The sequence below is a fragment of the Streptomyces sp. NPDC029138 genome (genome assembly GCF_055564375.1).
In genome coordinates, this window is sequence record NZ_JBVHWM010000094.1 from 21,523 (window position 1) to 29,948 (window position 8,426).

The window sequence follows — 8,426 nt, forward strand, 5'->3', positions numbered from 1 at the left end:
CTCCGGTGTGCGGGTCACCACGGCGTCGTCAGCTCGCGGAGCCTTCCATGGCCTCGATCAGGCTCTTGGGGCGCATGTCCGTCCAGTTGGCCTCGATGTAGTCGAGGCAGACCTGGCGGGTGTCCTGTTCGTGGGCGACGGTCCAGCCGGCCGGGACCTCGGCGAAGGCGGGCCAGAGCGAGTACTGCCCCTCGTCGTTGACGAGCACGAGGTAGGTGGCGTCCGGGTCGTCGAACGGGTTCGTCATGTCGTTCCCTCTTTCTCGGTACGGCTTGTCGGTACGGGGTTCTGGTACGGCTTCTCGGTACGGCTTCCGGTCCGGACGGTGGGCGCGGCGCGCGCCCACCGTGGCGGTCGGGGAGGCAGGTGGGCGTCAGTCCAGATCGGCCGCGACGACCGGGCCGTAGGCGGCCAGCGCCTCCGCCTCCAGCAGTCGGCCGTGCTCGGTGGCGACGTCGTGGACGCGCAGTTCGCCGTCCACGTACGGCCGCCAGGTGTCCTGACCGGGCCAGTCCTTCTGCTGGGCGTTCGCGCTGGTCGTGATCAGCCGGACCGGTCCCTGGAACACCTCCGGTTCGTAGGCGCGCTGGAGCACGATGTTGTTGTGGAAGGTGTCCACGACCCCCTCGATGGCCCGGTCGTCCAGAGCCGCGAGGGCGCTGCCCCGGCCGCGCATGATCTCCACGGCTTCGGCGAAGTCGAGCGGGGCGCCCTCCTCGACCGGGTGTCCGAGGAAGGCCAGCAGGCCGGAGACGATCTCCCGCTTGTCGGGGACCGGCACCTCGCGGGCCAGGGCGCTCAGCGGGTAGGCGTCGAGGATGGTCAGCATCCCGATCTTCTCCCCCTCCCGCTGGAGCCGCGTGGCGATCGCGTGGGCCACGACGCCGCCGAAGGACCAGCCGAGCAGGTGGTAGGGGCCCTCGGGCTGCACGGCCCGGATCTGCCGGAGGTAGTCCGCGGCCATCTCCTCGATGCCGGACGGGCGCGGTTCACCGCCGGTCAGGCCGCGCGCCTGGAGCGCGTACAGCGGCCGGTCCGCCGGCAGGTACTGGGCGAGCCGCGCGTACGACCAGCTCACGCCGGAGCCCGGGTGCACGCAGAAGACCGGCTGCCGGTCGCCGCGCGGGCGCAGGGGCAGCAGCACGCCGAGGGGATCGGTGCCCGTGCCCTGGTCCAGCTTGACGGCCAGCTCGGCCACGGTCGGTGCCTCGAACAGGTCGAGCACGCTGATCTGTGCCCCCAGGGTCTCCTGGACGCGCCGCACCAGGCGTACCGCGAGCAGGGAGTGTCCGCCGAGTTCGAAGAATCCGTCGTCCACGCTCGGCACCGGCCGTCCGAGGACCTCGGCGAACACGGCGCACAGCAGCTCTTCGCGCGGCGAGCCGGGCGGGCGGACCGTAGCGGCGCCGGTCGCGTCGGCCGTGCCGTACGTCTCGTCGTCCTCGTCGTCGGCCGGCGGCTGCTCGAAGAGGACCGCCGAGGACGGCAGCAGCGCGTCGGGCAGGCGCAGCCGCAGGTGGTCCATGAGCGCGTCTTCGTCCAGCCCGTGTCCTTCGACGGCAGAGGCGTAGACGACCAGGCGCGGCTGCCCGGGCTCGTCCTCGCGCACGACCAGCTCGGCCTCGACGACCTCGGGATGCGCGGTGACCGCCGCGGTGATCTCGGCGAACTCGACGCTCCCGGCCGGCGGCGCGGTGGCCGGCCGGCCCGCCGCGGCGCTGCGCCGCCCGATCCGGCTGACGGGCTCGTCGGGGGCGGCCACCAGCGCCTCCATCAGGCTCCGCCAGCGCGCCAGGAGGGCGTCGACGGTGGCCCGGTCGAACACGTCGGTGGAGTACTCCACCGCCCCCTGGATGCCGGCGCTCTCTCCGTCCGGGGTCCGGCGCTCGTAGAGCTGGAAGGACAGGTCGAACTTGGCGGACCTGGCCTCGACGGTCGCCATCTCCACCTGGAGGCCGGGGAGTTCGAAGGCGCCCTGGGGCGTGTTCTGGAGCGCCAGGGAGACCTGGAACAGCGGGTGGTGGGAGAGCGAGCGCTGCGGGTTGAGCAGTTCCACGAGGTACTCGAAGGGCAGGTCCTGGTGGGCGTAGGCCGCCAGGTCGGCCTCCCGCACCCGTTCCAGCAGTTCGCGGAAGGTGGGGTCGCCGGTCAGGTCGGTGCGCAGCACGAGGGTGTTGACGAAGAAGCCGACCAGGTCGTCCAGGGCTTCGTCCATCCGGCCCGCGACCGGGGTGCCGAGCGGGACGTCGTCGCCGGCGCCCAGCCGGGACAGCAGCGTGGCCAGTCCGGCCTGGAGGACCATGAAGAGGCTGGTGTCGCTCGTCCGGGCGAGGTCGGCCAGGTCCCGGTGCAGCGCGGCGTCGAGCGCGAGGGCCGTGACGTCGCCGCGATAGGAGTTCACGGCGGGGCGCGGCCTGGTCAGCGGCAGCGCGATCTGCTCCGGGAGCCCGTCCAGCGCCTCGGACCAGTAGGCCAGCTGGCTGCTGATCAGGCTGTCCTCGTCGTCGCCCGCGCCCAGGAGCCGCTGCTGCCACTGGGTGTAGTCGGCGTACTGGACGGGCAGCTGTTCCCAGCCGGGCCGCTGTCCCCGGCAGCGGGCTGCGTAGGCCCGTCCCAGGTCGCGGGTGAGCGGGCCCATGGACCAGCCGTCACCCGCGATGTGGTGCAGCACGAGCAGCAGAACGTGCTCGTCGGGGCCCAGCCGGAAGACCGTGGCCCGGACCGGGAGGTCGCGCTCCAGGTCGAATCCCCGCTCGGCGGCGGCGGACAGCGCCGGGTCGAGTCCCTCCCGGTCCACGTCGGTCACGGTGTAGTCGATCCGCGCCCGGCCGGCCTCCACGACGAGCTGGTGGGGGGTGCCGTCCCGTTCGGGGAAGACGGTGCGCAGGGACTCGTGGCGGGCCAGTACGTCGTCCAGCGCCCGGTGCAGGGCCTCCTCGTCGAGGCGGCCGGTCAGCCGCAGCACGAGCGGGATGTTGTACGCGGTCAGGCCCGGCTCGATGTGCTGGAGGAACCACAGGCGGCGCTGCGCGAAGGACAGCGGCAGCGGGTCCTCGCGCTCGGCCGGCAGCAGCGGGGGCCGGACGGTGCCGGCGCGCATCTCGTTCATCAGGGTCGCCAGCTCACGGGCCGTGGGCGCCTTGAAGAGGTGTCCCACGCCCAGCTCGACGCCGAGCACGGTCCGGATGCGCGAGGTGAGGCGGATGCCCATCAGCGAGTGGCCGCCCAGGTCGAAGAAGCTGTCGTCCACGGAGACCTCGGGTATGCCGAGGATGTCCGCGAACAACTCGCACAGGATCTCCTCCTGCGGTGCCCGGGCGATGCGCTGCCGGGCGGGCCCGAAGCTCGGCGCCGGCAGTGCCGCTCGGTCGAGCGTGCCCCAGGCGGTCACCGGCAGGGTGTCCAGCGTGAGCACCACGTCGGGGACCATCGGGTCCGGCAGCCGCTCCTGAAGCTGCCTCCGCAGGGCCACCGGGTCGATCACCGCGCCGGGGGCGGGGACGACGTAGCCGACGAGCAGCGCGTCCTCGCGGGCCGGTGTGTCCTTCGCGCCGGAACCGGCGGTGCGGACGGCGAGCGCGGACCGCAGCACTCCTGGGCACGCGTCCATGGCGGCCTCGACGGCCGGTGTGTCGACGCGCACTCCGCGGATCTCGGCCTGCTCCTCGACGGGGCCGAGGCGGTACAGCGTTCCGTCGGCGTCCCGGCGCGCGATCTCACCGGTGCGGAACATCCGGGCCCCCGGCGCCCCGTGCGGGTCGGCCACGAAGCGGGCGGCGGTGAGGGCGGGCAGGCCGGCGTAGCCGCGCGCCATCGCGGGTCCGGCGAGGTACAGCTCGCCGGGCACCTGGGGCGGCACGGGCCGCAGCCGGTCGTCCAGCACATAGGCGCGGGTCCCGCCCTCGGCACGGACGAGGTCCTGCCGTGCCGCGAGCGCCGCCGGATCGTGCTCCTCGGCCGTGGCGAGGTCGAGCGTCGCCCCGGAGGTGAGCGCGGCCAGCAGGTCCCGTACGCCCGGCTCGGTGGTGAGGACGGACCGGTGCGGCCGTACGTCACCGGCGGCCGGGGTCGCCTCCGGCAGTGCGAGGCGGGTGCCGGGGACGACGACGGACAGCGGAGCGTGCTGCGGCCCGGGGGCGTGGACGACGTACACGGCGTGGGCGGCGGTGCCGGAGGCGGGGCGCTCGGCGTCCGTGAGGTCGTGCGCCGGCCGTGCGCGCAGGTCGGCGAGCAGGTCCGGGTGGTCCAGGGTCAGCTTCGGGGTCGCCTGCGGCAGGGCCGCCGCCGCCGCGGACACGGTGACGGCGAGGACGGGTGACGTGCCGGCGAGGGCGGCCTCGGTCCACTCCCGCGGCCAGTCGGGGCCCACCGGCTGGAACGCGGCGTGCGTCTTGGCGGTGGCCAGCAGGGCGACGACCAGGTCGGCGGAGCGGGGCAGGGCGAGCGCGACCACCGTGTCGGGGCCCGCGCCGCGCTCCAGCAGCACCCGGGCCAGCCGGTTCGCCCGCGCGTTCAGCTCCTCATAGGTCAGCCGCTCGTCCCCGCACACCACGGCGACGGCACCCGGCTCCCGGGCCACCCGCCGCTCCACGGACACACCGAGCGGCACCCAGGGCGCCGGAGCGTCACCGTCGTTCACGTCGCCGAGCAGCGCGCGCCGCTCGTCCGGGAACAGCACGTCGGCGGTCCCGATCCGGCCGTCGGGCGCGCTGATCAGGGCCTGGAGGAGGCGTTCCCAGCGCCGGCCGATCGACTCGACGGTGGCGCGGTCGAACAGGTCGGTGCTGAACTCGGCCACCAGGTCGAGGCCGTTGACCTCGCCCTGGGGACCGTAGGTCTCGGTGACGTTGAAGAACAGGTCGAAGCGGGAGGTCCCGACGCGCTCGCCGTGCTCGTCGGCGTGCTCCGGCCGCTCGCCGGCTCCGGGCAGCTCCAGCTGTCCGCCGGGGGCGTTCTGGAGGGCGAGCATGACCTGGAAGAGCGGGTGGTGCGACAGGGACCGCTGCGGATTGAGCACCTCCACCAGGTGCTCGAACGGCAGGTCCTGGTGCGCGTACGCCGCCAGGTCCCCCTCCCGCACCCGTGCCAGCAGCTCACGGAACGTCGGATCGCCGGAGGTGTCCGTCCGCAGCACCAGCGTGTTCACGAAGAACCCGACCAGCTCGTCCAGCGCCTGGTCCGTACGTCCCGCGACGGGTGTCCCCAGCGCGATGTCCGTGCCCGCGCCCAGCCGTGTGAGCAGTGCCGCCAGAGACGCCTGCAACACCATGAAGACACTGACACCGCAGTCCCGGGCCAGCGCCACCACGCCCTTGTGCACGGCCTGGTCGAAGCGCAGGCCGAGGGCGTCGCCCCGGTAGGTGTTCACCGCGGGGCGCGGCCGGTCGGCGGGCAGGTTCAGCTGCTCGGGCAGTCCGGCCAGCGCGTCCTTCCAGAAGGCGAGCTGCGCGTTGAGGAGGCTGTCCGGATCGTCCTGCGCGCCCAGCAGCTCCCGCTGCCACAGCGTGTAGTCGGCGTACTGCACCGGCAGCGGTTCCCACACCGGTGCCTCGCCGCGGCGGCGCGCCGCGTACGCCCGCTCCAGGTCCCGGGTGAGCGGCCCCAGCGACCAGCCGTCGCCGGCGATGTGGTGCAGCACGACCAGCACCAGGTAGTCCTCGGGGCCGCGTACGAACACGTCGACGCGCAGGGGCAGTTCGCGCTCCAGCTCGAAGCCGCGGCGGGCCGAGCGTGCCATGGCGGCTCCCAGGCCGCCGGTGGAGACGTCGGTGACCGTGACGTCGACCCCGGCCTCGGCGGGATCGAGGATCAGTTGGCGCGGTACCCCGTCGATCTCGGGGAAGACGGTGCGCAGGCTTTCGTGCCGGGCGACCACGTCACCCAGCGCCGCCCGGAGCGCCTGTTCGTCCAGCGGGCCCGAGAGCCGCAGCTGGGCGGGCATGTTGTAGGTGGGCGTGGCGCCTTCCAGGCGGTGCAGGAACCACAGCCGGCGCTGCGCGTACGACAGCGGTACGGCCTCGGGACGCCGTACGGCCCGCAGCGGCGGACGCACCTCGCCCCCGTCGTCCAGCGCGCCCACCAAGCCCGCGACCGTCGGCCGCTCGAAGAGCGTACGGATCGGCAGCTCCGCGCCCAGCACCCTGCGCACCCGGCTGATCAACCGCGTCGCCAGCAGCGAGTGCCCGCCCAGGTCGAAGAAGTTGTCGTCCACGCCGACCGCCGGCACGCCGAGCACCTCGGCGAACAGCTCGCACAGGATCTCCTCGCGCGGGCTGCGCGCCCGGCGGCGGTCGCCGGTGTCGAGCCGTGGCCTGGGCAGGGCCCGCCGGTCCACCTTCCCGTTCCTCGTCAGCGGCAGCGCGGGCAGCGGGACGATCGCCGACGGCACCATGTAGTCGGGCAGGCGGGCGGCCACGTACTCACGCAGCGCGCCGGAGGACAGGTCGGTGCCGTCCGCCACCTGGACGTAGGCGAGCAGCCGTGCGGGGCCGTTGTCGGTGTCGGTGAGGACGACGGCCTGGTCGACGCCGGGGCAGGCGGTGAGGGTGTTCTCGATCTCGGCCGGTTCGATCCGGTAGCCACGGACCTTGACCTGGTGATCGGTACGGCCGAGGTAGTCGAGCTTGCCGTCGGCGCGCCAGCGCACCAGGTCACCGGTGCGGTACATGCGCGCGCCCGCCGGGCCGTACGGGTCGGCCACGAACCGTTCCGCCGTCAGGGCGGGCCGGTTCACATAGCCACGGGCGGCGCCCCGGCCGGCCACGTACAGCTCGCCGGGCACGCCCGGTGGTACGGGCCGCAGCCCCTCGTCCAGGACGTAGACGCGCTGACCCGGGATGGGCAGGCCGATGGGGGCCGCGGGGGGCCACTCGGCCGCGTCCCGGGTGAGCACCTCGGCGGTGATGGCGTACGTCTCGGTGGGGCCGTAGACGTTGTGCAGTTCGACGTGCGGGTGCGTGGCGAAGAACCGCCGGATGTGCCGGCTGAGCTTCAGCGCCTCACCGGCCTGGGACATCAGCCGGAGCCCGGGCATCGGCAGGTCGTGCTCGTTGGCCGCCTCGCAGACCGCCTCGATGACGAGCGTGGGGGCGTGCAGCTCCGCGATGCCGTTCTCGTCCAGCCAGCGGGCCAGCAGTTCACCGCTGCGGCGCACCTCCTCGGAGGGCAGCCACAGCTCCTTGCCGGCGACCAGGCTGGAGAGCATCTCCTGGACCGACACGTCGAAGGTGAGCGCGGTGAACTGGGCCACGCGGCGGCCCACACCGCCGCCGACGACGGACTCGTGCCAGACCAGCATGCTCGCGTACACACCGGCGCGCATGACCACGCCCTTGGGGGTGCCGGTGGTGCCCGAGGTGTACAGGACGAACAGGCCGTGGTCGGGCGTCAGGGCCGCGCCGCGCTCGGCGTCGGTGACGTCGGCGGCGGACCGCCCGGCCAGGTCGGCGGCTCGCTCGGGATCGTCCAGGAGCAGGGGTTCGGTGGTGTCGGGCAGTACGTGCGCCCAGGGCGCCACCGTCACCACGGCGGCGGGGGCGGCGTCGGCCAGCATGAACGCGACGCGCTCGGCCGGCAGTTGGACGTCGATGGGCAGGTAGACGGCGCCCGCCTTCAGTGTGGCGAGGAATCCCACGACGAGGTCGGCGGAGCGGGGCAGGGCGAGCGCGACGACCGTGTCGGGGCCCGCGCCGCGCTCCAGCAGCACCCGGGCCAGCCGGTTCGCCCGCGCGTTCAGCTCCTCATAGGTCAGCCGCTCGTCCCCGCACACCACGGCGACGGCACCCGGCTCCCGGGCCACCCGCCGCTCCACGGACACACCGAGCGGCACCCAGGGCGCCGGTGCGCCACCGTCGTTGGCGCCGTCGAGCAGCGCGCGCCGCTCGTCCGGGGAGAGGACGGCGGCGGAGCCGATGGGGCGGTCCGGTGCCGCGAGGAACTCCTCCAGCAGCCGCTCCCAGCGGGTGACGAGGCTCTCGACCGTGCCGCGGTCGAACAGGTCGGCGGCGAACTCGACGACGCCGTCGAGGCCGCCCGGGGAGCCGTCGGCGGCGCGCCGTTCCCACAGGCTCAGGAAGAGGTCGAAGCGTGAGCTGCCCGTCGAGGTCGGTTCCGGGGCGAGTTCGAGGCCCGGGAGTTCGAACGTGCCCTGCGGGGTGTTCTGGAGGGCGAGGGAGACCTGGAACAGCGGGTGATGCGACAGGGACCGCTGCGGATTGAGCACCTCCACCAAATGCTCGAACGGCAGATCCTGATGCGCGTACGCCGCCAGATCCACCTCCCGCACCCGACCCAGCAACTCACGGAACGACGGATCACCAGACGTGTCCGTCCGCAACACCAGCGTGTTCACGAAGAACCCGACCAACTCGTCCAACGCCTGATCCGTACGCCCCGCCACAGGCGTCCCCAACGGAATGTCCGTCCCC

The 8,426-nt window shown here is 73.6% G+C and carries 2 protein-coding genes; both read right to left on the minus strand.

Annotated features, from left to right (window positions below; translation table 11 throughout):
- Nucleotides 1-28: 28 nt before the first annotated feature.
- Nucleotides 29-247, minus strand: coding sequence for an MbtH family protein (locus ACZ4WH_RS40630; protein ID WP_468190501.1), 219 nt, complete (start codon nt 245-247; stop codon nt 29-31).
- A gap of 126 nt (nt 248-373) precedes the next feature.
- Nucleotides 374-8,426, minus strand: an 8,053-nt coding sequence (locus ACZ4WH_RS40635; protein ID WP_468190503.1) for an amino acid adenylation domain-containing protein, incomplete at its 5' end; no start/stop codon positions are given.

Excerpts from the sequence above, each read along its gene's own strand:
- ACZ4WH_RS40630 (WP_468190501.1), bottom strand. The coding sequence starts at position 247 with ATGACGAACCCGTTCGACGACCCGGACGCCACCTACCTCGTGCTCGTC.